Genomic DNA, 609 nt, shown 5'->3' on the forward strand with positions numbered 1-609 from the left:
GAACGAGACCTTCGACAACATCGTTGCCTTCTGGAATCCGGCGAGGAAGCCGCGGCGCGGCGAGGAGCTTCTGTACGGCTACCGGCTCTACTGGGGCACGGATGCACCGGTTCGCCCGGCACTCGCCACCTGCGTCGCCACCCGCACGGGCGTGGGCGGCGTGATCGGGCAGAAGCGCGCGCACTGGTCGTACCGCTTCGCGATCGACTTCGCCGGCGGGCCGCTGAGCGGGCTCGACGTGCTCAACGCCAAGATCGAACCGGTCATCACGGTTTCCACCGGCGAGGTCGAGATCGTTTCGGCCCGGCCGCTGGATGCCGTCAAGGGCGTGCGTGCGATGTTCGACATCGTGCCCGGCGACTTCGTCGGGCCGATCACCTTGCGCATGCACCTCAAGGGCACGGTCTCCGGCAGCGAGCGCGCCCTCAGCGAGACCTGGCTCTATGAATGGATGCCGCCGCCGCTGGCCGAGCGCACGCTCGCATGAGCCTGACGCGCAGCGACATCCCCGCACGCCTGGATCGCCTGCCCTGGTCGCGCTGGCACTGGCGCGTGGTCATCGCGCTCGGCGTGGCATGGGTGCTCGACGGTCTGGAGGTGACGCTGGTC

1 protein-coding gene and 1 pseudogene are annotated in these 609 nt (G+C 69.1%); both read left to right on the forward strand.

All coding sequences use genetic code 11. The features are described 5' to 3' along the window. A partial coding sequence (locus AC1DTN_RS38390; protein ID WP_477925433.1) for a glucan biosynthesis protein occupies positions 1–487 on the forward strand: 487 nt, incomplete at its 5' end. Then, positions 448–609 (forward strand): annotated as a pseudogene (locus AC1DTN_RS38395) (MFS transporter); the annotation flags it as partial. The gene AC1DTN_RS38390 and the pseudogene AC1DTN_RS38395, both read left to right, overlap by 40 nt.

It is taken from the genome of Rhizobium sp. 01T444 (assembly GCF_056398305.1).